This is a genomic window from Kluyvera fluvialis, from assembly GCF_059725275.1.
On the sequence record NZ_AP046142.1, the window covers coordinates 1,530,084 to 1,555,146 of the forward strand.

Annotated in this window: 20 protein-coding genes, 1 tRNA gene and 2 pseudogenes; 13 read left to right on the forward strand and 10 right to left on the reverse strand. The window is 51.5% G+C overall.

The window, feature by feature from the left end:
* Positions 1-498 precede the first annotated feature (498 nt).
* Together AC6I4B_RS07380 and AC6I4B_RS07385 are read right to left on the reverse strand one after the other, a co-directional pair.
* Positions 499-822 carry a DUF2502 domain-containing protein gene (locus tag AC6I4B_RS07380; protein ID WP_497770664.1) on the reverse strand — a complete coding sequence of 108 codons (324 nt, stop codon included), beginning with the start codon at positions 820-822 and terminating at the stop codon, positions 499-501.
* A gap of 125 nt (positions 823-947) precedes the next feature.
* Entirely contained in the window at positions 948-1,946 is a 999-nt protein-coding gene (locus AC6I4B_RS07385) for an aldo/keto reductase (RefSeq protein WP_497770665.1), read from the reverse strand.
* A gap of 173 nt (positions 1,947-2,119) precedes the next feature.
* Between AC6I4B_RS07385 and AC6I4B_RS07390 the strand changes: the two genes are divergently transcribed.
* The 7 genes from AC6I4B_RS07390 to ptsP all read left to right on the forward strand — a co-directional run bounded on the left by AC6I4B_RS07390 (position 2,120) and on the right by ptsP (position 11,474).
* On the forward strand, positions 2,120-3,781 hold the full coding sequence (locus AC6I4B_RS07390) for an alpha-keto acid decarboxylase family protein (RefSeq protein WP_497770667.1): 1,662 nt from the start codon (positions 2,120-2,122) through the stop codon (positions 3,779-3,781).
* Positions 3,782-4,025: 244 nt separating this feature from the next.
* Complete coding sequence (gene glk, locus AC6I4B_RS07395; RefSeq protein ID WP_497770669.1) at positions 4,026-4,991, forward strand: glucokinase; 966 nt, start codon at positions 4,026-4,028, stop codon at positions 4,989-4,991.
* Between the two features lie 227 nt (positions 4,992-5,218).
* Positions 5,219-5,545, forward strand: a complete 327-nt coding sequence (locus AC6I4B_RS07400) for a PTS fructose transporter subunit IIB (RefSeq protein WP_497770670.1) — start codon at positions 5,219-5,221, stop codon at positions 5,543-5,545.
* Between the two features lie 23 nt (positions 5,546-5,568).
* Positions 5,569-6,816: a PTS fructose transporter subunit IIC gene (locus AC6I4B_RS07405; RefSeq protein WP_497770672.1), complete on the forward strand. Its 1,248-nt coding sequence runs from the start codon at positions 5,569-5,571 to the stop codon at positions 6,814-6,816.
* A 17-nt stretch (positions 6,817-6,833) separates the two neighbouring features.
* On the forward strand, positions 6,834-7,925 hold the full coding sequence (gene ypdF / locus AC6I4B_RS07410; protein WP_497770674.1) for an aminopeptidase: 1,092 nt from the start codon (positions 6,834-6,836) through the stop codon (positions 7,923-7,925).
* Entirely contained in the window at positions 7,916-8,956 is a 1,041-nt protein-coding gene (gene ypdE, locus AC6I4B_RS07415; protein ID WP_497770675.1) for an aminopeptidase, read from the forward strand. Before ypdF ends, ypdE begins: the two co-directional genes overlap by 10 nt.
* A gap of 22 nt (positions 8,957-8,978) precedes the next feature.
* The gene (gene ptsP / locus AC6I4B_RS07420) at positions 8,979-11,474 is read left to right on the forward strand and encodes a phosphoenolpyruvate--protein phosphotransferase (RefSeq protein ID WP_497770677.1); all 2,496 of its coding nucleotides are present in this window, start codon (positions 8,979-8,981) and stop codon (positions 11,472-11,474) included.
* 82 nt (positions 11,475-11,556) lie between these two features.
* Here the strand turns inward: ptsP and AC6I4B_RS07425 are convergent, their stop codons facing one another.
* The 4 genes from AC6I4B_RS07425 to AC6I4B_RS07440 all read right to left on the reverse strand — a co-directional run bounded on the left by AC6I4B_RS07425 (position 11,557) and on the right by AC6I4B_RS07440 (position 15,608).
* On the reverse strand, positions 11,557-12,180 hold the full coding sequence (locus AC6I4B_RS07425; protein WP_497770678.1) for a CatB-related O-acetyltransferase: 624 nt from the start codon (positions 12,178-12,180) through the stop codon (positions 11,557-11,559).
* 108 nt (positions 12,181-12,288) lie between these two features.
* A complete protein-coding gene (locus tag AC6I4B_RS07430) occupies positions 12,289-13,146 on the reverse strand; it encodes an AraC family transcriptional regulator (protein WP_497770680.1) in 858 nt (285 codons plus the stop codon).
* Between the two features lie 14 nt (positions 13,147-13,160).
* Positions 13,161-13,898 carry a LytR/AlgR family response regulator transcription factor gene (locus tag AC6I4B_RS07435; RefSeq protein ID WP_497770682.1) on the reverse strand — a complete coding sequence of 246 codons (738 nt, stop codon included), beginning with the start codon at positions 13,896-13,898 and terminating at the stop codon, positions 13,161-13,163.
* Positions 13,899-13,910: 12 nt separating this feature from the next.
* Complete coding sequence (locus tag AC6I4B_RS07440) at positions 13,911-15,608, reverse strand: LytS/YhcK type 5TM receptor domain-containing protein (RefSeq protein ID WP_497770684.1); 1,698 nt, start codon at positions 15,606-15,608, stop codon at positions 13,911-13,913.
* Between the two features lie 390 nt (positions 15,609-15,998).
* Between AC6I4B_RS07440 and alaC the strand changes: the two genes are divergently transcribed.
* Positions 15,999-17,225, forward strand: a complete 1,227-nt coding sequence (gene alaC, locus AC6I4B_RS07445; protein WP_497770685.1) for an alanine transaminase — start codon at positions 15,999-16,001, stop codon at positions 17,223-17,225.
* Between the two features lie 64 nt (positions 17,226-17,289).
* Here the strand turns inward: alaC and ypdK are convergent, their stop codons facing one another.
* Positions 17,290-17,361 carry a membrane protein YpdK gene (ypdK, locus tag AC6I4B_RS07450; RefSeq protein ID WP_100249902.1) on the reverse strand — a complete coding sequence of 24 codons (72 nt, stop codon included), beginning with the start codon at positions 17,359-17,361 and terminating at the stop codon, positions 17,290-17,292.
* A 633-nt stretch (positions 17,362-17,994) separates the two neighbouring features.
* On the opposite strand from ypdK, the gene blaCTX-M reads away from it, so the two are divergent.
* From blaCTX-M to AC6I4B_RS07470, 4 genes and pseudogenes are all read left to right on the forward strand, one after another.
* Positions 17,995-18,867, forward strand: coding sequence for a CTX-M family extended-spectrum class A beta-lactamase (gene blaCTX-M / locus AC6I4B_RS07455; protein WP_497770687.1), 873 nt, complete (start codon positions 17,995-17,997; stop codon positions 18,865-18,867).
* Between the two features lie 139 nt (positions 18,868-19,006).
* The gene (locus tag AC6I4B_RS07460) at positions 19,007-20,392 is read left to right on the forward strand and encodes a diguanylate cyclase (RefSeq protein WP_497770688.1); all 1,386 of its coding nucleotides are present in this window, start codon (positions 19,007-19,009) and stop codon (positions 20,390-20,392) included.
* A 454-nt stretch (positions 20,393-20,846) separates the two neighbouring features.
* Positions 20,847-21,110: pseudogene (locus AC6I4B_RS07465) on the forward strand (type VI secretion system contractile sheath small subunit); the annotation flags it as partial.
* 179 nt (positions 21,111-21,289) lie between these two features.
* Positions 21,290-21,601, forward strand: a complete 312-nt coding sequence (locus AC6I4B_RS07470; RefSeq protein ID WP_497770690.1) for a hypothetical protein — start codon at positions 21,290-21,292, stop codon at positions 21,599-21,601.
* Positions 21,602-21,623: 22 nt separating this feature from the next.
* On the opposite strand, the pseudogene AC6I4B_RS07475 reads toward AC6I4B_RS07470, so the two are convergent.
* Together AC6I4B_RS07475 and AC6I4B_RS07480 are read right to left on the reverse strand one after the other, a co-directional pair.
* Positions 21,624-21,866, reverse strand: a pseudogene (locus tag AC6I4B_RS07475) (hypothetical protein); the annotation flags it as partial.
* A 355-nt stretch (positions 21,867-22,221) separates the two neighbouring features.
* Positions 22,222-22,293: transfer RNA gene (locus tag AC6I4B_RS07480), tRNA-Arg, on the reverse strand.
* 353 nt (positions 22,294-22,646) lie between these two features.
* On the opposite strand from AC6I4B_RS07480, the gene mlaA reads away from it, so the two are divergent.
* Positions 22,647-23,402: a phospholipid-binding lipoprotein MlaA gene (mlaA, locus tag AC6I4B_RS07485; protein WP_497770691.1), complete on the forward strand. Its 756-nt coding sequence runs from the start codon at positions 22,647-22,649 to the stop codon at positions 23,400-23,402.
* Between the two features lie 62 nt (positions 23,403-23,464).
* On the opposite strand, the gene fadL is transcribed toward mlaA, so the two are convergent.
* Positions 23,465-24,781, reverse strand: a complete 1,317-nt coding sequence (gene fadL / locus AC6I4B_RS07490) for a long-chain fatty acid transporter FadL (RefSeq protein WP_497770693.1) — start codon at positions 24,779-24,781, stop codon at positions 23,465-23,467.
* Positions 24,782-25,063: the final 282 nt, after the last annotated feature.

A 25,063-nucleotide genomic window follows, 5' to 3' on the forward strand; every position in this document is an offset into this window, starting at 1 on the left:
ATCCTGACGTGAAATATCTTAATGCTAAGATACTGGCAGGATTTTTTTGCTCAAGGGCAAATAGTGGTAAATCAGAAGCGCAGGATTTGACCATAAAAAAGAGCCAGACCTATGGCGCTACGCATCTGTAGGCCGGATAAGGCAACACCGCCATCCGGCAGGGAGTGCACAAAGCCTGATGGCGCTGCGCTTATCAGGCCTACGGTTTCGCAATATCTGTAGGCCGTATAAGGCATCGCAGCCATCCGGCAGGGAGTGCACAAAGCCTGATGGCGCTGCGCTTATCAGGCCTACGGTTTCGCAATATCTGTAGGCCGGATAAGGCATCGCCGCCATCCGGCAGAGAGTGCACAAAGCCTGATGGCGCTGCGCTTATCAGGCCTGCGGTTTCGCAATATCTGTAGGCCGGATAAGGCATCGCCGCCATCCGGCAGAGAGTGACATAAAGCCTGATGGCGCTACGCTTATCAGGCCTGCGGTTCTGCAATATCTGTAGGGTTAATGATGTCCGCGACCGTGTCCACGATCATGACCGCGCCCATGTTTGTGACCATGATCGCGACGATCGCCCCAGCCATCGCGGTAGCCGCGTTCATAGGCGTTGTGTTTATTCCAACCGCGATGCCAGCCGTTGTCGTGGCGATACCAATGGCGATGCCAGTAGTCACGGTCACGCCAGCGACCGCCGTCCCAGTAGTTACCGTGATTATCGCGATCGCCAATTTGTAATTTTACGGATGGCAGCAGGGTGATTTCACCAGCATTCGCGAACATCGGGGCCGATGCCATCAACACTGCCGCCAGAATCAGTGACCTGAACATACTTCTCTCCTATACGATCGTGGCCAGTCAGGCCTGTTAACGCAATATTACAATTCAGTAACGCCCCGAATTATTGGTTTAACTCTTAAATCGTCAGGAGAGAGCATTTTTTGTTAATTGTGCGGTTATTTTATCCCGTTCAAGATACGGTCGATTTCCGCGCACTCTTGCGGGCTGAAATGGCGGTTGTGAAGCATACCGACCGCATCATCCAACTGGGCAATTTTACTGGCCCCAATCAACACCGACGTCACCGCGCGTTGGCGTAATACCCATGCCAGCGCCATTTGTGAGAGCTTCTGCCCGCGCTGCTCTGCCAGCAGATTAAGCTGGCGCACCGCGTCAATTTTCCCCTCGGTCAACTGATCTGGCTTGAGGAAAATACTGTTGCTTGCCGCGCGTGAATCCGCCGGAATACCGTGCAGATAACGGTCAGTCAGTTGCCCACCGGCCAGTGGTGAGAAAGCAATACAGCCGACGCCTTCTTGTTGCAGTACATCAAGCAAGCCGTCCTCTGGCGCACGTTCCAGCATCGAATACTTCGGCTGGTGGATAAGGCACGGCGTACCGAGATCGTTGAGGATGGCAATCGCTTGCCGCGCCAGATCCGCCGGATAGTTGGAAAGCCCAACATACAGCGCTTTGCCCTGGCGCACGATATGATCCAACGCACGCATGGTTTCCAGCAGCGGTGTTTCAGGGTCTGGTCGGTGATGGTAAAAGATATCCACGTACTCAATGCCCATCCGTTTCAGGCTCTGATCAAGGCTGGAAATCAGATACTTGCGAGAACCCCAATCGCCGTATGGGCCGTCCCACATGGTGTAACCCGCCTTACTAGAAATAACCAGCTCGTCGCGATACGGGAGGAAATCTTCACGCAGAATACGGCCAAAATTGCTCTCAGCAGAACCTGGCGGTGGGCCATAGTTATTGGCTAAATCGAAATGGGTTATACCGAGATCAAACGCGTGGTGCAGCAACTGGCGGCTGTTTTCGACCTGCGTTTCATCACCAAAATTGTGCCAAAGCCCCAGCGAAACGGCAGGCAGCTTAAGGCCGCTGTTGCCGCAGCGCTGGAACGTCATGGTGTCATAACGCGTCGGTCTTGCCTGGTAAACCATTGGTATCCTCCAGAATATCCGGGTGTGTATACGCTTACACTAACCAATGTCCATTGACTCGTACACTGTTGAAATCTGTAAAATTAGCTTTCCAGCAGACTTTCTCGCTATTCCTGGACAGCCTTAACACTTCTTCGATACTCAAAAGAACGAACGACCAGAGGAGGTGTGCCATGTCAGCGTCTTATACTATTGCCGACTATTTGCTCGACCGTCTTGCCGACTACGGCATCGACCATCTGTTTGGGGTTCCCGGGGACTACAATCTTCAGTTTCTGGACCATGTGATCGCGCACCGCAGCGTCCGTTGGGTAGGCTGTACTAATGAGCTTAACGCCGCTTATGCCGCCGATGGCTACGCGCGGATGCAAGGCGGCGGGGCACTCTTGACCACTTACGGCGTAGGGGAGTTAAGTGCGCTGAACGGCGTGGCGGGCAGTTTTGCCGAACACGTGCCGGTGTTGCATATCGTTGGCGCCCCCAGCACCGGTTCCCAGTTGCGCCATGAATGTGTGCACCACACGCTGGGTGATGGAAATTTTGACCACTTCCGCCAGATGAGCGCGCCTGTTTCGGTTGCGCAAGGGGTGCTGGATGCGCGTAACGCCTGTGATGAAATTGACCGGGTACTGCGTGAAATCTATCGGCATAAACGTCCTGGATATCTGCTGTTACCCGCCGATGTGGCGTCGCTCCCCACAACTCGGCCTGTAAACGCTCCCACTGCGCTGGCGAATCATTCAGATTCCGCCCAGCTAGCCCAATTTATTAAACACGCCCGCGCACTGCTGCAATCTTGCCGCCGTGTTTCGCTACTGGCGGATGTTCTGGCGCTGCGTTTTGGGCTACAGGCGAGATTAAACCAGTGGATGGCGGATTTACCGATTCCTCACGCTACGTTGCTGATGGCGAAAGGGCTGTTTGATGAGCAACAGCAGGGCTTTGTTGGAACATACAGCGGTGGGGCGAGCCTGCCGCAAACGCGTGAAGCGATAGAAAATGCCGAGGCCATTGTCTGCATCGGCACGCATTTTACCGATACCATCACCGCCGGTTTTACTCATCACATTGCCACCGAAAAATCTATTGAAATTCAGCCATTTGCTTCGCGAGTTGGCGAGCGTTGGTTTAGTGGGATTGGAATACACGAGGCCACAGAGGCACTCATCACACTTAGCCAGGAATTTGCGTCGCAGTGGCAAACGTCACCGCAGCGAGGTGTGCCGCCGCTGAAGGCGGACGGAAGCGAGCTAACCCAGCGCCTTTTCTGGCAAACGCTGGAAAAATCCCTCCAGCCGCACGATATTGTGCTCGCCGACCAGGGGACGGCGGCATTTGGTATTGCCGCGCTCACATTGCCGCCGGGCGCAAGTTTAATCGTACAGCCGTTGTGGGGCTCAATTGGCTACACGCTGCCTGCTGCATTCGGTGCGCAAACGTCGCAGCCAGACCGACGGGTGGTGCTGGTGATTGGCGACGGTGCAGCGCAGCTCACCATTCAGGAGCTAAGCTCGATGCTACGTGACGGGCAAAGGCCACTGATTTTATTGCTGAATAATGAAGGTTATACGGTGGAGCGGGCGATTCACGGGCCAGAACAGCGTTATAACGACATCAGCCTGTGGAACTGGACGCAACTGCCGCAAGCGCTCAACCTGGATTGCCAGGCCGAGTGCTGGAAGGTAAGCAACGGCGCACAGTTTAACGATGCGCTAGCGCGCGCGGCGCGGGGCGATAAGCTCACACTGCTGGAAGTGATCCTGCCGAAAATGGATATTCCGCCGCTGCTGAAAGCCGTTACGCAATCGCTGGAGGCGCGTAACAGCGGCCATTAAGCGGAATGTCAGGTACTACGAGAGTGGCGAATTTCGCCACTCTCTGTATTTTTGCGCACGGGAAGTCGGGCTGAAACGATACCGCTGGTGGCGTTCATCTCTGGAGATGGCGACAAAAAACAGGCAAAAAATGTGACCGGGATCGATAATACTGGGGCACTCACGCAAACGTCATTGTTGTTAAAGCGCCTTGAATTTACAGTGTGGCAAAGATTTATTCTGACTTCAGCGGAGCCGTAAAGGAATGACAAAGTTTGCTTTAGTAGGGGATGTGGGGGGCACAAATGCGCGTCTGGCATTGTGCGATATTGCCAGCGGTGAAATTTCGCAGGCCAAAACCTATTCTGGACTGGACTACCCAAGCCTGGAAGCTGTTGTTCGTGTCTATCTCGATGAGCATAACGTGTCGGTTGAAGACGGCTGTATCGCGATTGCCTGCCCCATTACCGGTGACTGGGTGGCGATGACCAACCATACCTGGGCCTTCTCGATTGCCGAAATGAAAAAGAATCTCGGCTTTGCCCACCTGGAAATCATAAACGATTTTACTGCTGTCTCGATGGCTATCCCGATGCTGAAAAAAGAGCATCTGATCCAGTTCGGCGGTAACGATCCGATTGAGGGTAAACCGATCGCCGTATACGGCGCGGGCACGGGATTGGGCGTGGCGCATCTGGTGCATGTTGATAAGCGCTGGGTCAGCTTGCCGGGCGAAGGCGGCCACGTCGATTTTGCGCCGAACAGTGAAGAAGAAGGGATCATTCTTGAGGTACTGCGCGAAGAAATCGGCCACGTGTCGGCAGAGCGTGTGCTTTCTGGCCCTGGGCTGGTGAATTTGTATCGCGCTATCGTCAAAGCCGACAATCGCCTGCCGGAAAACTACAAACCTAAAGATATTACCGAACGCGCGCTGGCGGACACCTGCACCGACTGCCGTCGTGCGTTGTCACTGTTCTGCGTCATTCTGGGCCGTTTCGGCGGCGACCTGGCTTTAACGCTGGGCACGTTTGGCGGCGTATATATTGCGGGCGGTATTGTGCCGCGCTTCCTCGAATTCTTTAAAGCCTCCGGTTTCCGTGGCGGTTTTGAAGATAAAGGCCGCTTTAAAGATTACGTTCACAGCATTCCGGTGTATCTGATTGTCCATGACAATCCAGGCCTGCTCGGCTCCGGCGCGCATCTGCGCCAGACGCTGGGGCACATTCTGTAACGGTATTCACTCTGTAGGCCTGATAAACGTAGTGCCATCAGGCCATTATCCGCATAAAGCCGCGTATTGAGCGCGGTTTTTTTTCGCCTGTTGTATGCCCATTCTGACGCTCGTCACACTTCCACTTAACGGCATTGTTTGTCCAGTATAAGCATTATTTGTCTGGTAACGCTGTATCGGTTCCCGCCGCCATAATTCGCCTCATCAACTATCACGAGGAATCGGTTATGAGCAAAAAATTGATTGCAGTTTGTGCATGTCCAATGGGGCTGGCGCACACCTTTATGGCCGCGCAGGCGCTGGAAGAAGCGGCGATTGAAGCGGGCTATGAAGTGAAGATTGAAACCCAGGGCGCAGACGGTATTCAAAATCGCCTCACGGCGCAGGATATCGCCGAAGCGACAATGATTATCCACTCTGTTGCGGTAACACCGGAAGACAACGAGCGTTTTGAATCACGTGATGTGTATGAAATTACGTTACAGGATGCCATTAAAAATGCCGCCGGCATTATCAAAGATATCGAAGAGATGATTGCCGCCGAACAACAATAATAATAGTTAACAGGGGTACAGATATGGCGATTAAAAAACGCAGTGCAACTGTTGTGCCTGGCGCATCCGGTGCGGCAGCGGCAATAAAAAAAACTCAGCCTTCCAGTATCAGTTTCTGGAGTGAATTACCGCAGCATGTCATGTCGGGTATTTCGCGGATGGTACCGACGTTAATCATGGGCGGGGTGATCCTCGCCTTTTCGCAGCTGCTCGCCTACAGCTGGCTAGACATACCCGCCGATATCGGCATCATGGATGCGCTGAACAGCGGAAAATTTGAGGGGGTTGATCTCTCCCTCCTCAAATTTGCCTGGCTCTCGCAATCTTTCGGCGGTGTACTGTTTGGCTTTGCCATCCCTATGTTTGCGGCGTTTGTCGCTAACTCTATCGGCGGTAAGCTGGCATTTCCCGCTGGGTTTATCGGCGGCCTGATGTCCACCCAGCCTACGCAGTTGCTGAATTTTGACCCCAGCAGCCTGCAATGGATCACCACCGCGCCTGTGCCTTCTACTTTTATTGGTGCGCTGATTATTTCTATTGTGGCGGGGTATCTGGTGAAGTGGATGAACCAAAAAATCCAACTGCCCGATTTCCTGCTGGCATTTAAAACCACCTTTCTGCTGCCGATCCTCTCCGCCATTTTTGTCATGCTGGCGATGTATTACGTGATAACCCCGTTCGGCGGCTGGATAAACGGCGGTATTCGTACCTTGCTGACGGCTGCCGGAGAAAAAGGCGCCTTGATGTACGCGCTGGGGATTGCCGCTGCGACGGCGATTGACCTGGGCGGCCCTATCAACAAAGCGGCGGGTTTTGTGGCCTTTAGCTTTACCACCGACCACGTACTCCCCGTCACCGCGCGTTCGATTGCCATCGTTATTCCGCCGATTGGCCTCGGCCTGGCAACGCTTATCGACAAACGCTTAACCGGCAAACGCCTGTTCAGCGCGCAGCTTTATCCGCAGGGCAAAACCGCGATGTTTCTCGCGTTTATGGGCATCAGCGAAGGGGCGATTCCTTTTGCTTTAGAAAGCCCGATTACCGCCATTCCTTCTTATATGGTGGGGGCGATTGTCGGCTCGACGACCGCCGTCTGGCTGGGCGCAGTGCAGTGGTTCCCGGAATCTGCTATTTGGGCATGGCCGCTGGTCAGCAACCTCGGCGTCTATATGGCGGGGATTTTGCTCGGTGCGGTCATCACGGCGCTGATGGTGGTGTTCCTGCGTAACATGATGTACCGCCGTGGCAAACTGCTGATTGAAAGCCTCTAATAATAAGGACGAAGATCATGACGTTACTGGCATCAATTCGGCAATGGCTGGTGGAACAGCGGCTGGATGCGGTACTGATTTCGTCGCGCCAGAATAAACAAGCGCATCTGGGGCTTTCCACCGCTTCGGGGTATGTGCTGGTGGCGCGCGAAAGCGCGCATATTCTGGTGGACGGGCGTTACTACGCCGATATCGCCGCACGGGCAAATGGCTATCGGCTGCATTTATTAAGCGCTAAACAGACGCTGGCGGATATTGTTAATCAGCTTATCAGCGAGGAAAACCTGTGCACGGTGGGTTTTGAAGGCTCGCACGTGAGCTGGAATAGCGCCAGCCAGTGGCAGAAAACACTCCAGACGACGCTGGTTAGCGCGTCGCTGGAACCACTGCGGCAAATCAAAACGGCAGAGGAGATCGCCCACATTCGGCAGGCCTGTCAGATTGCTGACGCCAGCGCCGAACATATCCGCCGCTTTATTCAGCCAGGCCAGAGTGAGCGAGAAATAGCCGCTGAGCTGGAGTGGTTTATGCACACGCTTGGGGCGGAAAAAGCCGCTTTTGACACCATCGTCGCCAGCGGCTGGCGCGGTGCGCTACCGCATGGCAAAGCCAGCGATAAAACGGTGGCGGCAGGTGAGCTGATTACCCTGGATTTTGGTGCGCAGTACCAGGGCTATTGCTCCGATATGACGCGCACATTTTTGGTGGCTGGAGCGGAAAAACCGGAAGACCCGGAACTGACGGCGGTCTATCAAATCGTGCTTGAGGCACAGTTGGCCGCTGTTGCCGCCATTCGCCCAGGCGTTCGTTGTCAGGACGTGGACGCTGTCGCGCGTCAGGTGATTGAGGCGGCGGGCTACGGCGACGCGTTTAGCCATAACACCGGGCATGCCATTGGGATTGACGTGCATGAAGACCCGCGTTTTTCACCAACGGATACCACGCCGCTGGCGACGGGAATGCTGCTCACCGTTGAACCGGGCATCTATCTGCCGGGGCAGGGTGGCGTGCGCATTGAAGACGTGGTGTTAGTTACCCCGCAGGGCGGGGAAGTGCTCTACAGCATGGCAAAAACATTGTTACACACGGGAGAGGCATCATGGATTTAGCGCTACTAAAAGCCTTGAGTGAGGCAGATGCGATCGCCTCTTCAGAACAAGAAGTCCGGCAGATCTTAGTCGAAGAAGCGGATCGGCTGCATAAAGAAGTGCGCTTTGATGGTCTGGGATCGGTGATGATCCGCTTAAATGAATCGGGCGGCCCCAAAGTGATGGTCTGCGCGCACATGGATGAAGTCGGTTTTATGGTGCGCAGTATTTCTGGCGAAGGGGCTATAGACGTCCTGCCGGTGGGCAATGTCCGAATGGCTGCCCGTCAGCTTCAGCCGGTGCGCATTACCACGCGCGAGGAGAGCAAAATTCCCGGCCTGTTGGACGGCGAACGCAATGGCAATGATGTGGGCGCGCTGCGTGTTGATATTGGCGCGCGGTCGTATGACGAAGTGATTCAGGCGGGCATTCGCCCCGGCGATCGCGTGACGTTTGATACCTCTTTTCAGGTTTTGCCGCACCAGCGGGTGATGGGCAAAGCCTTTGATGACCGCCTCGGCTGTTATTTGCTGGTGGCGCTGTTGCGGGAATGGCACTCGGCGGAACTGCCTGCTGAAGTCTGGCTGGTGGCCAGTTCCAGCGAAGAAGTTGGGCTACGCGGTGGACAAACGGCGGCACGTGCGGTTGCGCCGGATATCGCGATTGTGTTGGATACCGCCTGTTGGGCGAAAAACTTTGACTATGGCGCGGCAAATCACCGGCAGCTTGGTAAAGGGCCAATGCTGGTACTCAGTGATAAATCGTTGATTGCCCCGCCGAAACTGACCGCCTGGATTGAAGATATTGCCGCCGAAATGGGGATCCCTTTGCAACTGGATATGTTCAGCAATGGCGGAACCGACGGCGGAGCGGTGCATGTGAGCGGAACCGGCATCCCTACGGTGGTGATTGGCCCTGCGACCCGTCACGGGCACTGCGCCGCCTCGATTGCCGATTGCGGTGATATTGCGCAAACCGAAGCTCTGTTGTCGGCGCTTCTTACCTATCTTACGTGCGAAACCGTGGCTTATCTGACGGATTTCAGGTGTTGATTTCGCGCCAACAGGAGTTGCTATGCTAACCATTCAATTTCTTTGCCCGCTGCCCAATGGGCTTCACGCGCGCCCCGCGTGGGAGCTGAAAGAACAGTGCAGCCAGTGGCAAAGTGACGTCATTTTTATCAACCATCGGCAGAACACGCGAGCAGATGCGAAAAGTTCGCTGGCGCTGATAGGCACGGGCACGTTGTTTAATGATAGCTGTAGCCTGAACATCACCGGCAGTGATGAAGAACAGGCGCGGCGTGCGCTGGAGGAGTATCTCCAGCATCGCTTTATTGATAGTGACAGTGTGCAGCCCACGGCGGCAGAAATGGCGGCGCACCCGTTGCCGCGTTCACTGATTCGGCTAAACCCTGATTTGCTGTATGGCAATGTGTTGGCAAGCGGTGTCGGGGCCGGTCAACTGATGCTGTGGCAGAGTGACAACCTTGAGAGCTACCGCGCAATTCCAGCCAGTGCGGAGGACAATACGCGGCTGGAGCACAGCCTGGCAACGCTTGCGGAACAGCTTAACCAGCAGCTTCGCGAGCGCGACGGCGAGAGTAAAACTATTCTCAGCGCCCATTTATCGCTGATTCAGGACGATGAATTTGCGGGTAATATTCGGCGGCTGATGGCTGGGCAGCAGAAAGGCCTCGGTGATGCCATCATCACCAATATGGAACAGGTATGTGACAAACTGCTGGCCTCTGCCAGCGATTATCTGCGTGAGCGGGTCAGCGATATTCGCGATATCAGCGAACAACTGCTGCATATTACCTGGCCTGAGTGGCATCCGCGCACCGCGCTGGTACTAAAGCAGCCGACAATTTTGGTTGCGGAAGACCTCACTCCCAGCCAGTTTTTAGGCCTCGATTTGCAGCATCTCTCTGGCATGATTCTGGAGAAAACTGGGCGCACGTCGCATACCCTGATTTTGGCTCGGGCGTCGGCGATACCCGTACTGAGCGGCTTGCCGCTGGAAGCGATTAGCCGCTATGCCGGGCAGCCTGCGGTATTGGATGCGCAGTGTGGCGTATTAGCCATTAGCCCGACGGCGGCGGTGAGCGGCTATTACGACATTGCGCAGAAACTGGCGGCGAAACGCCAGCAGCAACAGGCGCGCGATGCCGCGCAACTGGCGTGGACGAAAGATAATCAGCGCATTGATATTGCAGCCAATATTGGTACTGCACTGGAAGCGCCCGGCGCATTCGCTAACGGGGCGGAGGGCGTTGGGTTATTCCGTACCGAAATGCTGTTTATGGACAGAGACAGTGCGCCGGACGAACAGGAGCAGTTTGAGGCCTACCAGCAGGTGCTGCTGGCGGCGGAAGATAAACCCGTTATCTTCCGCACGATGGATATTGGCGGTGATAAAAACATTCCTTACCTCAATATTCCGCAAGAAGAGAACCCGTTCCTCGGTTACCGTGCTGTGCGTATTTATCCTGAGTTTGCTGGGCTGTTCCGCAGCCAACTACGGGCGATTTTGCGCGCCGCCACATTCGGTAACGCGCAATTAATGATCCCAATGGTGCACAGTCTCGATCAGATTTTGTGGGTCAAAAATGAGCTACAAAAAGCAATCGCTGAGCTGAAAACAGAGGGGTTACGCCATGCTGATGCTATTCCACTAGGGATTATGGTGGAAGTGCCGTCGGTCTGTTACATCATCGACCATTTCTGCGATGAGGTGGATTTCTTCAGTATTGGCTCCAACGATATGACGCAGTATCTGTACGCCGTTGACCGTAATAACCCGCGAGTGTCACCGTTGTATAACCCGATTACACCGTCGTTCCTGCGGATGCTGCAACAGATTGTCACCGTTGCGCATAACCGTGGTAAATGGGTTGGTATTTGTGGCGAATTGGGCGGTGAAAGCCGCTATCTGCCGCTGCTTATCGGTCTTGGGCTGGATGAACTTAGCATGAGTAGCCCGCGTATTCCGGCGGTGAAAAGTCAGCTTCGCCAGTTGGACTCGCAAGCCTGTCGTGAGCTTGCTTTGCAGGCCTGCGAATGCCGGAGTGCGCAGGAGATAGAAGGGCTGCTGAATCAATTTACGCCGGAAAAAGATGTTCGCCCGCTTCTGGCGCTGGAGAATATCTTTGTCGGTGAACCGCTTAGTAACAAAGAACAGGTGATTCAGTTCCTGTGCGGCAATCTTGGTGTGAATGGGCGTACTGAACATCCGTTCGAGCTGGAAGAAGACGTCTGGCAACGCGAGGAGATTGTCACCACGGCGGTTGGTTTTGGCGTGGCGATTCCGCATACCAAATCCCAATGGATACGCCACTCCAGCATCAGTATCGCCCGCCTGACGCAGCCGATTGACTGGCAGTCAGAGATGGGCGAGGTTGAACTGGTCATTATGCTGACGCTGGGCGCGGATGAGGGCATCAACCACGTGAAAGTCTTTTCGCAACTGGCGCGCAAACTGGTGAATAAGCAATTCCGTCAGGGATTGTTTGCGGCACAGGACGCACAAGACATTCTGACGCTGTTGGAAACCGAATTAACGTTTTGATATATGGCGCAGTGCCTGATGGCGGCTAACGCCTTATCCGGCCTACTCGTAGGCCGGATAAGCGTTGCGCCATCCGATACTGTCACGATGGCGAAAGCATTGATTCCAGCGCTGAAATATCACCGGACGACAACAGAGACTGAAGCTGAATTAACGTCTCTTCGGGCAGTTGGTACAAATTCAATGATATTATTCGGGCAATATCTTGTGGTGAAAAACGGTATTTTATTATTTTCGCCGGATTGCCGCCGACCACGGCATAAGGGGGAACCTCTTTTGTGACAACGGATCCAGCGGCAACGACTGCCCCTTCGCCAACAATAACACCGGGCATAATCATCGAACGCATTCCCAACCAGCAACCGTCCCCCAGAACCGTATTCCCGCGAGGTTGATAAGCCTCTTTTATTGATTCCATAAAAGGATAAAGGCTAATCCAGTCCATTCGGTGCGTACTATTGCCGCCCATCAGAATTACGCTTTCGGCGCCGATACAGACGAAATTGCCGATAATTAATTGATCCAGATCGCCAAGAGGCGGCCACTCTTTACTGACCTCATCACCCAGCAAATATCGTACTACGGAACGTTCAAAACCATTATCCCAGCAGTCGCTATAATAACTGTGAGTCCCTTTAATATGGATATTGGGATTCGTAACCGTTTGATGAAGATACTCCATCTTAGACCAGTGTTTATCAGACATAGTCAATTCCTGGTTAAATCAGACATGGCGTCTGTGCTTAATAAATTGAACGGCATAGCGTATTTACTCATCGCACTAATTGGAAGCCGCTGGATTTGTTTTATCGATCTAGCCCTGAAATCTTGCTCCATATTCCCCCGGCGTCATACCAAACTGGCGGCGGAAAAGGCGGCAAAAATAATCACTGTCTTGATATCCACAGCGCAGCGCCACTTCACTAATCGATAAATGATATTTCTGTAGAGTTATCCGCGCTTTCGCCATACGTACCCAACGAACATACTCGACAAAACTCATTGTACCGTGTTGGGCGAACAGCCTGGATAAGTGATTCGGCGTGATATTGAAAAACAGCGCCACGTTATCACGCGTAAGCGGCTGGGCATAATTGTCCTGAATCCAATTACACATACTTTGATACAGAAACTCGGTTCGCGGGCGCTGAGTATCCGGGCGAGTATTGACGACACAGCGGCATAAATGCAGCAGGCTGAGCACCAATGGCTGGATAATATCTTGCTGTTGCGGCGAGCGGCTAAGATGGGTGAGGGCGGTCAGCATCGCTTCGCCTTCGCCGCGCTGAACATGCGGTAGTTCGACGTGGCGAGCTGGACGTAACAGCGATGCGGTGCGGTTATCGTAAAACGACAGGCCAAGCCATGCAGGGGCAAATACCAGGCTCAGTAGCATTACCGGTTTATCGCTGATGGGGAGATTGGCCGCCCGCGCGGGGATAAACAACATTTCACCTTCTGTCAGGTGGTGCTGTGTTTTCTCAAGCTGGTTACCGTACTCGCCGCGCAGCACGATATCGAGGCGCGGAAGATCAAGGCATAAACTGCCGCTGGGCAAATTACCAAGCTGGGCTGCAAACCAGACGCGACCCAGCCGCTGTGGATTTAATACCAGGCCGCTGAACAGATCGGCAAAAAATTGTTGGTCTGCTGGTAGGCCGGGTTCTTTCATCGCATACGCTCACGTTATAAATGCATTATCTGCCGGAACTCTTTTACCTTACTGCGGCTCACCGGAACCTGAAATTCCAGGTCGCGCAGACGCAGGATATAGGTGTTATTAAACCACGGTTCAATTTCACGAATTTTATTCAGATTCACACAGAATGAACGATGGCAGCGAAAAAAGTGGCTGGTCGGCAATTTGTTGCAAAATTCTGTGATGTTCATCGGCATCACGTAAGACTCACGCTTGGTATACACGAACGTCATTTTCTCGTGCGCCTCGGCATAGTAAATGTCGTTAATTGGCGTGACGATAATGCGCTCATCTTTAATCAGATTAATGGTGTCATTTTCACGCGTAGAACCGCTGGCATTACTGATGCTGCCAGACTGCTGCTGTTGCCAGGCAGACTCCAGCTTTTGCAGCATACTGACAATGCGCGATTCCTGATATGGCTTGAGAATATAGTCGAACGCTTCCAGCTCAAAGGCTTCAACCGCATGTTCTTTCCACGCGGTGATAAACACGATAAATGGCTTATGGGCAAACTGGCTGATGTTTTGCGCCAGCAGCACGCCGTCGAGCGAGGGAATATTGATGTCGAGGAAAATGGCATCCACCTTGTTGTGCTGCAAAAATTTCAGCACATCCAGACCGTCGTCAAACGTACCGACAATCTCCATCTGGCTGTGTTGTTGAATCAGCCAGGTTAACTCCTGTTGCGCCAGGAATTCATCTTCGACAATGATGACTTTCATGCGTACTCCGGGTTAGGGCAGTAAAGTGGCGGCCGCCGGGACGGGCGTGCGCTGGTTAGGAATGTAGAACGCTATCTCTGTTCCCGGCTCCAGGCGACGAATGTGCAGCCCTTCGCCGTACAGCAGCTTGACCCGATGATGAACATTGAGCAGGCCTATTTTATTGCCCGGCATTTCATTCGCTTCAACCCGCGCCACCACGAGCGGGTCGATGCCTGGCCCGGTATCGCGCACACCAATACGCACGCGGTTGCCGGACTCCGTAACGCTGATGGTGACCACGCCTTTGCCTTTGCTGCGCTGAATGCCGTGAACGATGGCATTTTCCACCAACGGCTGAATCAGCAGGCTAGGGATCAGGCAGTTCACCTCATCGTCGATATCGTAAATAACGGTTAATTTATCGCCAAATCGCGCCTGTTCAATGGCGATGTAGTCCTTAATCTGGTACAGCTCTTTGCGGATATCAATCTGCTCATCATCTTTTAATTCAATGTTATAGCGTAGGTAACGCGACAAATTGAAGATGAGCTGTCGTGCGGTGTCTGGGTTCAGGCGAATCAGCGAGGAAATCGCGTTCAGCGCGTTGAACAAGAAATGGGGATTTATCTTGCTTTGCAGGGCGCGCAGCTCTGCCTTATTTGCCATTTCACGCAGTTGCTCGGCGCGGGAAACCTCAAGCTGGGTAGAGATAATCTGCGACAGCCCAATGGCCATCTCCTGCAACGATGAGGTTATTTGATGTGCGTGGCAGTAGTAGATTTTCAACGTGCCGGTGACAACGCCTTTTTCCGAAAGCGGGATAACCAGCATCGAGTGAATTTCTGGGGTTCGATAAGCCTCATCATTGTTTTTAATAATGATTTCACCATTGTTGATGGCCTGTTTGGTGGTTGGGCTGATAGCGTCGTCGTTATTGTGATAGTTATCTTCCCCTACACCGACGTAGGCCAGCACCCGATCGGTGTTGGTGATGGCGACCGCATCGGCGTGAATATCCTGGCGGATGATGTCGCAAATTTGCCGCAGGGTATCGCTGTTAATTTTGCGAAATAGCGGGAGTGTTTTATTGGCGATATCCAGCGCCAGCTTGGCCTGGCGCGCGGCGCTGGCCTCTTTTTCACCTTCAACGCTTTGCACTAACAGCACGATAAAACCGATACAAACACTACCGGCTATCATCGGAATACCGATTTTTGAAACGATATCGATACCCAGAGAAACACTCGGCGCCCAGACCACTACCAGAATCATGGTCAGCGTTTCGCACAACATTCCCCCCAGAATACCGGCTTTCCAGTGCTGTTTTTTGGGCATTTTTCGGTTGATCCAACCAGAAATCACCCCGGCGATAATACTGGTAATAAAGCATGGTACGGCGGTGACGCCACCGGCATCAATCAGGTAACGATGCACTCCGGCTATCAACCCCACAATGCCGCCAACCCACGGGCCAAACAGGATTCCGCCGGACATGACGGCAATAATACGCACGTTCACCAGCGACCCTTCAACCGGCACGCCAGACCAGGTGCTGAAAATGGCGAACAGTGAAAAGATGACGGTGACTGCCAGCAGCTCTTTCGGCGTGTGCGCCGATTTATGCAGCAGCTCGCGGAACAGGCGAAGGCGAATCAGGAAAAATAAGCAAATCAGCATTAAGGCCGCTCGATCATAGACCGCGAGCAGCATATTGAATATTTCGTGCATGGGGACGCCGAATGTTTTCAGGAAAGTCTTATGATAAGAAACCCAGCCGCAGATGACCAGTAATACGCAGAATAGGGAAAAACCATAATTTTAAAAGGGGATTAACCAAGGGAAGTATTCACCAGAGTGTGATGATGAAATGGCGCAGATTTTCTTGAACGATAATGCAATGAAGTGGATAACACTATGTTGCAATTGTGTTTTATATATCTGCGTTTGTGAGTATTGGCGACTGATTCCCGTTCTTATTATTTCCTCTTTTTGGTGAAATAATAATATTTTCCTTTCCCTCTCGACAGATACATTTTATTCAGGTTATTTTCTGAACATGCCACATCGGTGGCAGCGTCGCTCGAACGGTTCGGGCGCTCACGTTATCCTGAGGAATCTATGGCTGACTCCAGTCCAGAACGCCGTTTTACGCGTATCGATCGCTTACCCCCGTACGTTTTTAACATTACCGCTGAATTAAAAATGGCTGCGCGTCGGCGCGGTGAAGATATTATCGATTTCAGTATGGGCAACCCGGATGGCGCTACGCCGCCACATATCGTTGAAAAACTGTGTACCGTGGCCCAGCGCCCGGATACACACGGTTACTCAACTTCACGTGGTATTCCACGCCTACGTCGTGCGATTTCGCGCTGGTATCGCGACCGCTACGACATTGAAATTGACCCTGAAAGCGAAGCGATTGTCACCATTGGTTCCAAAGAAGGGCTGGCACACCTGATGCTGGCAACGCTCGACCACGGCGACACGGTGCTGGTGCCGAACCCGAGTTACCCGATTCATATCTACGGCGCGGTCATTGCCGGTGCGCAGGTGCGGTCGGTTCCGCTGGTGGAAGGCGTTGATTTCTTTAACGAACTGGAACGCGCGATTCGTGAAAGTTACCCGAAGCCGAAGATGATGATTTTAGGCTTCCCCTCCAACCCGACCGCGCAGTGCGTGGAGCTGGAGTTCTTTGAGAAAGTGGTGGCGCTGGCCAAACGCTACGATGTGCTGGTGGTTCATGACCTGGCCTATGCCGATATTGTCTACGATGGCTGGAAAGCGCCGTCGATTATGCAGGTTCCGGGCGCGCGCGATGTGGCGGTAGAGTTCTTCACGTTGTCGAAAAGCTACAATATGGCTGGCTGGCGTATCGGCTTTATGGTCGGTAATAAAACCCTGGTTAACGCATTGGCGCGGATTAAAAGCTACCACGATTACGGCACGTTTACGCCGTTGCAGGTTGCGGCAATTGCGGCGCTGGAAGGGGATCAGCAGTGCGTGCGCGATATTGCCGCGCAGTATAAGCGCCGTCGTGATGTGTTAGTCAAAGGGCTGCACGAAGCGGGCTGGATGGTTGAAATGCCGAAAGCATCAATGTATGTGTGGGCCAAAATCCCGGAACAGTACGCTGCGATGGGGTCGCTGGAGTTTGCCAAAAAGCTGTTGCAGGAAGCGAAAGTGTGCGTCTCGCCGGGCATCGGCTTTGGTGATTACGGCGATACTCATGTGCGTTTCGCGCTGATTGAAAACCGCGACCGTATCCGCCAGGCCATTCGTGGTATCAAAGCTATGTTCCGCGCCGATGGCCTGTTGCCGTCTGAACATAAATCGGCGGGCTAATTTGCCCCCAGCGTAGAAATGCAAACAGGAGCCAAATGGCTCCTGTTTTTTTGCGTTTTTTCGACTAGATCATCAAGGCAAATGTGCCAGCAAAAACGATGACCATAAAGGAAATGCCCATAAAGAAATATTTCACGACTCATCTCTCCGCATATCTATTTTTCTACGTACTTATGAACGGTAATACTGCGAGTTGATATCAGCGCCGAAAAATACGTGTTGTTCGTGGCTGGCATCACCTCAAAATTCTGTGCTTTTATGCTCCAGATGGCGCTAATGTACGCTTAAAGGCAGAGCGAAACAAGGGGCATTTTTTTATTAATTTTTAGTTACTTACGAGTGTCGTGATTCGGCGACACATTAATTTCATCCGGTAATAATTTTTGTTTTAGCGACGCCATTTACGGCCTTTTAACCGGCTTAAACCTTATTGATTTTAAGGTCATTTTTAGGGCGGATTCCCAAAATCCTCTGTCTTCATTGCGGCGAAAACCCGCCGGTGACTCAGCGTATTGTATTCACCGTACAAAATAGTCTGGCCACTCTATCCTTTTTACCACCACTTACCACTACACTTTCCCTTCATCTTATCGTGACCGATATCTTCGCTGAAATAATCCTGCTCAATGGGATGTGACGATTGCCTTATACGGCTTATGTTGCATCAATGTTAATGATTATCGTTTGTGATATACTATATAGCAACAGCGTTGCTGACTGAAAAGAAAGGACTTTTCGGGCACAACGACATGAAATAAGGAATAGTCGAGTGAATAACATTTTCCGTCGGGCAGCTCTGATGGCAACAGCGGCGCTGCCGCTTCTCTTTGGCAGCGCTCCGCTGCTGGCAAATACCCATAACGTGCAACAGAAACTGGCGGATTTAGAAACCCGCTCCGGTGGACGGCTCGGTGTGGCATTGATTAATACTGCGGATAACTCGCAGGTGCTTTATCGCGCAGACGAGCGGTTTGCGATGTGCAGTACCAGCAAAGTGATGGCTGCCTCAGCGGTGCTCAAGAAGAGTGAAAGCGATAAAAATCTTCTACAGCAGCGGGTGGCGATAAAGCCGTCCGACCTGGTTAACTACAACCCGATTGCCGAAAAGCATGTTAACAGCACCATGACGCTGGCGGAGCTTAGCGCGGCGGCGTTGCAATACAGCGACAATACGGCGATGAATAAGCTGATTGCGCATCTGGGTGGCCCGCAGAAAGTCACTGCGTTTGCACGAGAGATAGGGGACAACACTTTCCGCCTGGATCGCACTGAACCTACGTTAAATACCGCGATTCCAGGCGATCCGCGCGATACCACCTCGCCGCAGGCAATGGCGCAGACGCTGCGTAACCTGACGCTGGGCAAGGCATTGGGCGAAACGCAGCGCGCGCAACTGGTGACATGGCTGAAAGGCAATACCACCGGTAGTGCCAGCATTAAGGCTGGGTTGCCCGCAACGTGGGTTGTCGGGGATAAAACCGGCAGCGGGGATTACGGGACGACGAACGATATCGCGGTTATTTGGCCGGAAAATCACGCGCCGCTGATTTTGGTGACTTACTTCACACAGCCTCAGCAGAAGGCCGAAAACCGTCGGGACGTGCTGGCTGCGGCAGCAAAAATTGTGACCGAAGGGCTGTAATTATCATACGGAGTGGGCCAATGCCCGCTCCGCTTGCCAGCCACTGCTTTGCAACGGGTTGCGCCCTGATGAGGGCGAAATCCTATTTATTTAAGTAATGTTTCACCTGCAAACTAGCCGTTCAGCGAGGATGTGCGCCATGGAGATGTATCTAAAAAGAATGAAAGACGAATGGGTCACGCTGCTCGAGCAGACGGAACCTCACATTCGCGCGTTGGCCGCTGACATTGCTGCGGCTAACGCCAAAGCGCTAAGTTTTGAATTTTATCGCGTCGTGCTGGTTGACCCTCATGCTGAGGAGTTTTTAAGTAATGAGCAGGTTGAGAAACAACTGAAGCGCGCACTGGAAAAGTGGATTATCAGTATCCTGACTTGTGAGATTGGCGATATTGACCGCTTGCTGAAAGAACAGCATTCGGTAGCCGAAGTTCATGCCCGTATCGGTATTCCCGTTGAAGTGGTTGAGATGGGGTTTCGGGTATTAAAGAAAATTCTTTATCCTGCCGTGATTAATGGCCCGCAAGATCCTGCTGAAAAGCTGCAAATTTACCATTTCGCTATTAACAGTATTGATCTGGCGATGGAAGTGATGTCCCGCGCTTTCTCTTTTAGCGAAAACGGCCTGACCAAGGAAGACGAGAACTACCGTATTTTCTCGCTGCTGGAAAATGCGGAAGAAGAGAAAGAGCGCCAGGTTGCTGCACTACTGGCCTGGGAAGTTGACCTTATTTATAAGGTTGTGCTTGATGTTGATCTCGGTAATAGCCTGCTACTTAGCCAGTCTGATTTTGGTCTGTGGTTTAACCACAAAGGCCGCCATTACTTCAGCGGTATTGCTGAGGTTGGGCATATATCGCGCCTGCTTCAGGATTTCGATGGCCTCATTCACCACACTAACGCCACCTCAAAAGCCTTGCATGGCAAAGTTCAGCGCAATAAATTCTTACTGCAATTACGCAGCACGGTTTCACAGATTATTACGCTGTTGCGTGAATTATTTGAGGAAGTTTCCCGTCATGAAGTGGGTATGGATGTATTAACGAAATTGCTCAACCGACGTTTTCTGCCCACCATTTTTAAACGCGAAATTGCTCACGCGAACCGCGCCGCAACGCCGCTTTCTATTCTGGTTATTGATGTCGATAAGTTTAAACAGATTAACGACACCTGGGGCCATAACACTGGTGATGAGATTTTACGTAGAGTCTCACAAATCTTTTATGACAACGTGCGGAGCAGTGATTACGTTTTCCGCTACGGCGGCGATGAATTTATCATTGTCCTGACCGAAGCCACCCAGGTTGATACGTTACGCACCGCAGAACGTATTCGTAGCCGAGTAGAAAAAACCAGGGTGAAATCACCGACCGGGGAAGATATTTCGCTCTCATTATCGATTGGCGTAGCCATGTTTAGTGGGCATCCAGACTATGAACGTTTGATTCAGATTGCCGATGAAGCGCTGTATGTGGCGAAGAAAAACGGACGAAATCGCGTAGAACTGTGGAAAGCGGATAAGGAATAGGCGGAAATGGTCTGTTTGTAGGTAAAGTAGCCAGAGGTGAGTAGATCATGCCCTCGTATGTTTTGTATCGCCACGATTCGGGCAATGGTATCTGATGCAGCATAAGTTAAATTGATCATTTTCTGCATAACCTTGTTTCATAAGGTCTGAAGGGGTTATTAAGAAAACTATTATAAATCATGAATATGAATGGTTGTTGCTAAAGGTAAAAATAATATAATTTTTTGTTACAATTTTTTATTTCCAATCAGGAAGGAAATGTTCATACACTCCGGCATATAGGGTCTTATCTGAAACTTTTTATATCAGATTAAGATCCAAAAATATAGTATCAACATGCTGGTGAATGGAATTCACTCGTTTTTAATTCTCGTCGGATGACGTGAACCGGGAAGTTTTATTAATTTCTCACTGGTACTTACCGTTTCTATAACTCCGTAGAATAGGGATCGCCATGACTAATTCTTCCTATCAGTCCAAAAACCCCAGAGCACGTATTAATCTAAAACTTGATCTGCATACGGGGGGCGCAAGCAAAAAAACAAAACTTCCCCTGCAATTACCTGTGGCAGCTAACTTCAGTAATGACCTGGAGCCTGCACCATTATCTGAAAGTAAAAACGTTAATCTGAATAAAAATAACTTTTATTCTGTTCTTTCTGAATATTCCCCAAAAATAAACCTGACCGCTAAAAATACTCTCGCGGGTGGCGAGAGTATGGTGCTTGAACGTCATGATGTCGGTGGAGGTAATGCGTCTCTGTTTGAAAGAATCACCTGGACCTACAAAGACGGCAACATCATTCATTCCGATTCCAGGAACGAATGCGCCACTGCATAAGACTATATGGATCTGCGGCATGTTCGCATATCGCAATACAACCGACGGAGAAAACTATGGCTGGATCACTCGCAACCTGGTCAATTGACTGGCAAAAAGACATCCGTTTTAGCAAACGCTATACGGCTGATCTTATCGAGAAGGCTTGTCGGATGGACTATCAGTTAAACTGTGCCTATTGCCGCGGGACACTAAAAGTGATTGCCGGGCCTCATTGTAAAGCCAAGCCGCATGGCGGAGGCGATGCCCGCTGGCATATCACGTTGCAACCTTCTAATGACAGAGTTTGCTGGCATGTCATTCTGGATAACACTGTGACAAGACCTGTGAAAATCAGCAAGCGTGAATTCCTGTGGGAACGTTTTTAGTCAGTGCCTTTTTCAGACTCAGTTACCGAGCCTGAACAGGTCTGCGCGATATCCGTGCGGTGTATTGATACGGTGAAAGGGGACGCCAGTTTTGGCGATACCTATCAACCGTTTTAATATGTTCAGGCTCTAACGTTCCAATCATCAGTGTACTGAATATTTCCGTTACCTTCACGCCCTCGATAGTCATAATGAAATAACACTCCTCCTGTTCGGCATCGTTGATGCGGTACCTGCGTATCTCAGCGCTTTTAAGCGTCTGGCCTCTACGGCCCTGTAAACTGGTGAGTTGGCTTGCTGGTAACTCACCAGTTCTGGTTCTTTCATGAGTCTGCCACTGTGTAGTTCTGGTCAATGACCAGTTGAGCGGATTCGCGTTTAAACTCTGCGCTGAAATTGTTTTTTTCATTGAGGAACCTGTAATGTTCTGAGGTGAGCATATCTCCTCTGTTTAGGTGGCCAAATTCAGTGTGCCACTTCAGAGAGGGGACTTTATAGGGACACTTATAGTTGTGTTTATGAGGCTATTGGTTGGAAATGATTAGAGATTGATTATGGCTCAAAGCCCTGTGTGATACGGGGGCGTGGATTTTGGTGGAGGATGTTGAAAATGGGTGAAATGTCCCCTGCAGGAATCGAACCTGCAACTAGCCCTTAGGAGGGGCTCGTTATATCCATTTAACTAAGGGGACAAGGTGGTCGCGAGTATAGCTTTTTTTTACTGTTGCGTTAAGCAATTGCCGTCTAACTGCTTAAATCCTGTCCATTATTGTGTTAAAAAGCCCAACTGACGAGAACCATTTTCTGAAAGTCGGCAGTCTTGACATGAATAGCGATACGGTTATTGCAAAATGTGTATAAAATTAAGCATTAAACCAGCATGTCTAAGACACGCTATGCTGATACATAACGGCATCCGTTAGCGATCGTACGGCTAGACTTCATTGGCTGTATTGCTAAAATCTGCTTCACGAAGTGGACGGGATTTCAAAGAGTTCCGTCATGGACGGCAATCAGCAATAGCCATCTTCACAGGGAGACACCTATGAAATTTCGCCCGCTGGCGCTCGCGCTAGGTGCAACATTATTGATTGGCTGCGCCAGTTCTGGTCAGCAGCAGGAAGGGCGCTCTGATCCTTTCGAAGGCTTTAACCGTTCAATGTACAATTTCAACTTTAATGTGTTGGATCCGTACGTTGTGCGCCCGGTCGCTGTGGCATGGCGTGACTATGTTCCGCAGCCTGCGCGTAATGGTTTAGGCAACTTCACCAGCAACCTCGAAGAACCCGCCACGATGGTGAACTATTTCCTTCAGGGCGATCCGTACCAGGGGATGGTTCACTTTACGCGCTTCTTCCTCAACACTATTCTGGGGATGGGCGGCTTTATTGATGTGGCTGGCATGGCTAACCCGAAACTGCAACGCGTGCAGCCGCACCGTTTTGGCAGCACCTTGGGGCATTATGGCGTGGGCTACGGGCCGTATGTGCAATTGCCGTTCTATGGCAGCTTCACGCTGCGTGAAGACGGTGGCGACTTTGCCGATACCACGTATCCAATTCTTTCGTGGCTGACCTGGCCGATGTCGATTGGTAAGTGGATGGTAGAAGGGGTGGAAACACGTGCGCAACTGCTCGACTCCGATGGGCTGTTACGTCAGTCGTCCGATCCGTACATCATGGTGCGCGAAGCCTACTTCCAGCAGCATGACTTTATTGCTAACGGTGGCAAGTTGAAACCAGAAGAGAACCCGAACGCGCAGGCGATTCAGGACTCGCTGAAAGATATCGACTCTGAATAACGCTTAGTGGCAATAAAAAAGGGTGAACATTATGTTCACCCTTTTTTTATGTCAGGCAGCTATCAGAAACGATAGTTGAAGTTCGTACCGAACAACCAGGCTTTACCTTCAGATTTGAAGGTGTAGTTGCCTTCCTGGATGGTTACGTTCTGGCCATGCATATAAGAAGCGCCAACGTCGATGGACGCGTCTTCGTTAAATGCATAGGTAGTACCGGCGCTCAGCCAGAAACGGTCCTGATCCGGAATGGAAATGGAACGATGGTTAGCCGGAACTGGGCTGTCATCGAACGCAATACCGGTACGGAAGGTCCAGTTTTTGTCGTAGTAATAAGTAGTACCCAGCGCGATACGGTAAGCGTCTTTAAAGCTTTCGTCTTTATAGAACAGCTCCTGGCCGTTTTTACCCGTCGCTTTCAGCTCCTGGAACTGACTCCAACTGGTATACGCCATGCTGTAGTGGATGGCCCACTGTGGCGCGATACGGTTGTAACCGGAGATTTCCCACATTTCTGGTAAGTGCAGAGACAGAGAACCGCCGATAGTCTGGCCGTTGGTACCGTACGGCAAGCCAGGGATGCCGCTACCTGCGAGCAGTCGGTTGCCCATGCTGGTGATGGAACTCTTATAATCGCCGTCGAAGTCAATCTTCACTTCAGAGCGATAAGTCAGGCCCCAACGGTTATCTTTATCCAGCTCATACAAAATACCGGCGTTCCAGCCGTAGCCCCACTCGTCGCCTTTCAGGTGCGCAATTTGTGAGTCTGGGCCAGTCACCCCAACCAAAGAGCCTGCGCCTGGTGGTACGAGCGCGCTGGCTTCACCGGCATAACGCTCAATTTTCGCTTTAGCGTAAACGGCATCAAAGCCCAGGCCAAAGCTAAAGTGATTGTTCAGACGGTATGCACCGCTCAGGTTCAGGTTGACCGTTTGCAGGTCGGTTTTACCGCCGTACATACCGGCTGCATAACTGTTGTTGAACTCTGTTGCCAGGCCATAGTTAGAGGTGACAGAAGCGCCCCAACCGAATTGATCATTGATAGGCATGACAAAGTGAACGTTCGGTACCCATGCCGTTGGAGCAATATTGTCGGCATCCGTACTTTTACCGGAAAGCGGTGATTTACCTGAAATATTAACATCAGGATCGATAAAGACCGCACCTGCAGAAAACGTTGGGCGATCAAACATCATAATCAGCGCAGGGTTACGGCTGGCATTACCCGCATCGTCAGCGATAGCGCCTTCGCCAGAATAGGCACGGCCCAGACCAGAGGACGAAAATTCATTAAGTTGAAAACCTGCTGACCAGGCTTGGGATGAAACAAGTGCCACTGCAATAGCAAGAGCAGACTTCGTATAACGGGTTTTTTGGCTCATGACCATAACCTCATTGAGTTATTTTTATACAAACAATGTTACACGTAGTAACAGAAGCGCGAAGTGTAGGGGCTGGGCTACAACTTAGAAAGCAGACCAGTGACGAGAGTATAGGTCTGACCAGCTTAGATGTTGCAATGTTGTTTATTAATATTTTCAAAGATGTTGTTTGAAACGAGATCTGGTTGGCAAAAATGCGGGGTTGGTCATAGGGCTCGATAGGCCAAAATTGTTTTAGATCATTTTTAATTGTGATTTCGGTCACTTATCGCTTTTCTACAC

Coding starts and splice junctions, on each gene's coding strand:
- AC6I4B_RS07380 (WP_497770664.1), bottom strand. CDS start 822: ATGTTCAGGTCACTGATTCTGGCGGCAGTGTTGATGGCATCGGCCCCG.
- AC6I4B_RS07385 (WP_497770665.1), bottom strand. CDS start 1,946: ATGGTTTACCAGGCAAGACCGACGCGTTATGACACCATGACGTTCCAG.
- AC6I4B_RS07390 (WP_497770667.1), top strand. CDS start 2,120: ATGTCAGCGTCTTATACTATTGCCGACTATTTGCTCGACCGTCTTGCC.
- glk (WP_497770669.1), top strand. CDS start 4,026: ATGACAAAGTTTGCTTTAGTAGGGGATGTGGGGGGCACAAATGCGCGT.
- AC6I4B_RS07400 (WP_497770670.1), top strand. CDS start 5,219: ATGAGCAAAAAATTGATTGCAGTTTGTGCATGTCCAATGGGGCTGGCG.
- AC6I4B_RS07405 (WP_497770672.1), top strand. CDS start 5,569: ATGGCGATTAAAAAACGCAGTGCAACTGTTGTGCCTGGCGCATCCGGT.
- ypdF (WP_497770674.1), top strand. CDS start 6,834: ATGACGTTACTGGCATCAATTCGGCAATGGCTGGTGGAACAGCGGCTG.
- ypdE (WP_497770675.1), top strand. CDS start 7,916: ATGGATTTAGCGCTACTAAAAGCCTTGAGTGAGGCAGATGCGATCGCC.
- ptsP (WP_497770677.1), top strand. CDS start 8,979: ATGCTAACCATTCAATTTCTTTGCCCGCTGCCCAATGGGCTTCACGCG.
- AC6I4B_RS07425 (WP_497770678.1), bottom strand. CDS start 12,180: ATGTCTGATAAACACTGGTCTAAGATGGAGTATCTTCATCAAACGGTT.
- AC6I4B_RS07430 (WP_497770680.1), bottom strand. CDS start 13,146: ATGAAAGAACCCGGCCTACCAGCAGACCAACAATTTTTTGCCGATCTG.
- AC6I4B_RS07435 (WP_497770682.1), bottom strand. CDS start 13,898: ATGAAAGTCATCATTGTCGAAGATGAATTCCTGGCGCAACAGGAGTTA.
- AC6I4B_RS07440 (WP_497770684.1), bottom strand. CDS start 15,608: ATGCACGAAATATTCAATATGCTGCTCGCGGTCTATGATCGAGCGGCC.
- alaC (WP_497770685.1), top strand. CDS start 15,999: ATGGCTGACTCCAGTCCAGAACGCCGTTTTACGCGTATCGATCGCTTA.
- AC6I4B_RS07460 (WP_497770688.1), top strand. CDS start 19,007: ATGGAGATGTATCTAAAAAGAATGAAAGACGAATGGGTCACGCTGCTC.
- AC6I4B_RS07470 (WP_497770690.1), top strand. CDS start 21,290: ATGGCTGGATCACTCGCAACCTGGTCAATTGACTGGCAAAAAGACATC.
- mlaA (WP_497770691.1), top strand. CDS start 22,647: ATGAAATTTCGCCCGCTGGCGCTCGCGCTAGGTGCAACATTATTGATT.
- fadL (WP_497770693.1), bottom strand. CDS start 24,781: ATGAGCCAAAAAACCCGTTATACGAAGTCTGCTCTTGCTATTGCAGTG.